Origin of the sequence: Chromobacterium vaccinii, assembly GCF_000971335.1 — a bacterium.
GTDB classification, from domain to species: domain Bacteria; phylum Pseudomonadota; class Gammaproteobacteria; order Burkholderiales; family Chromobacteriaceae; genus Chromobacterium; species Chromobacterium vaccinii.
The window spans coordinates 1-500 of the sequence record NZ_JZJL01000152.1; the positions used below are offsets into that span (position 1 = coordinate 1).

Here is a 500-nt window from a genome sequence, read left to right on the forward strand (position 1 = left end):
GCCTCGACGATGAACCGGGCCAGCCGCAGGGCATGCCGCCGCAGCGGTTCGGGCGGGCAGCCGCGCTCGGATGCGTACAAATCGAGGTGGAGGCCGTCACCGTTCTTGCGGTCGTGCACCGCCACTTCCAGCGTGTCCAGCACGCCGACGGTCAGCTGATGGGCGGACTCCACGCGACAGGCGCCAAACTCGAAGCGGTAAGCAAAAGGCATGAGGTTGATCACAGGCCCCTGCGCCCCGCGCCCCAAACCGGCACCGGCCTGGTCGCGCACGATGTCCTCAGCCCGATAGCGGGTATGCGGACGCATCCGCTCCACCTCGCCGTCCAGCTGTCGCGCGATGTCGGCCAGACTGGCGCGCGGCGGCAGGCTGGCCAGCAGCGGCAACGCATGCGCCAGGTGGCCGGGCGCGTGTCGCGTCGCATCGCTGCGCGCCGATACCGCCAGCCGGAACAAGATCTCTTGCTGGCCGCCCCAGCGATGGAAATAAGCGACGATGGC

General features: G+C 69.4%; 1 protein-coding gene. It reads right to left on the reverse strand.

The window, feature by feature from the left end; translation table 11 throughout:
* On the reverse strand, positions 1-500 hold a 500-nt coding region (locus VL52_RS25155; RefSeq protein ID WP_046159230.1), incomplete at both ends, for a condensation domain-containing protein.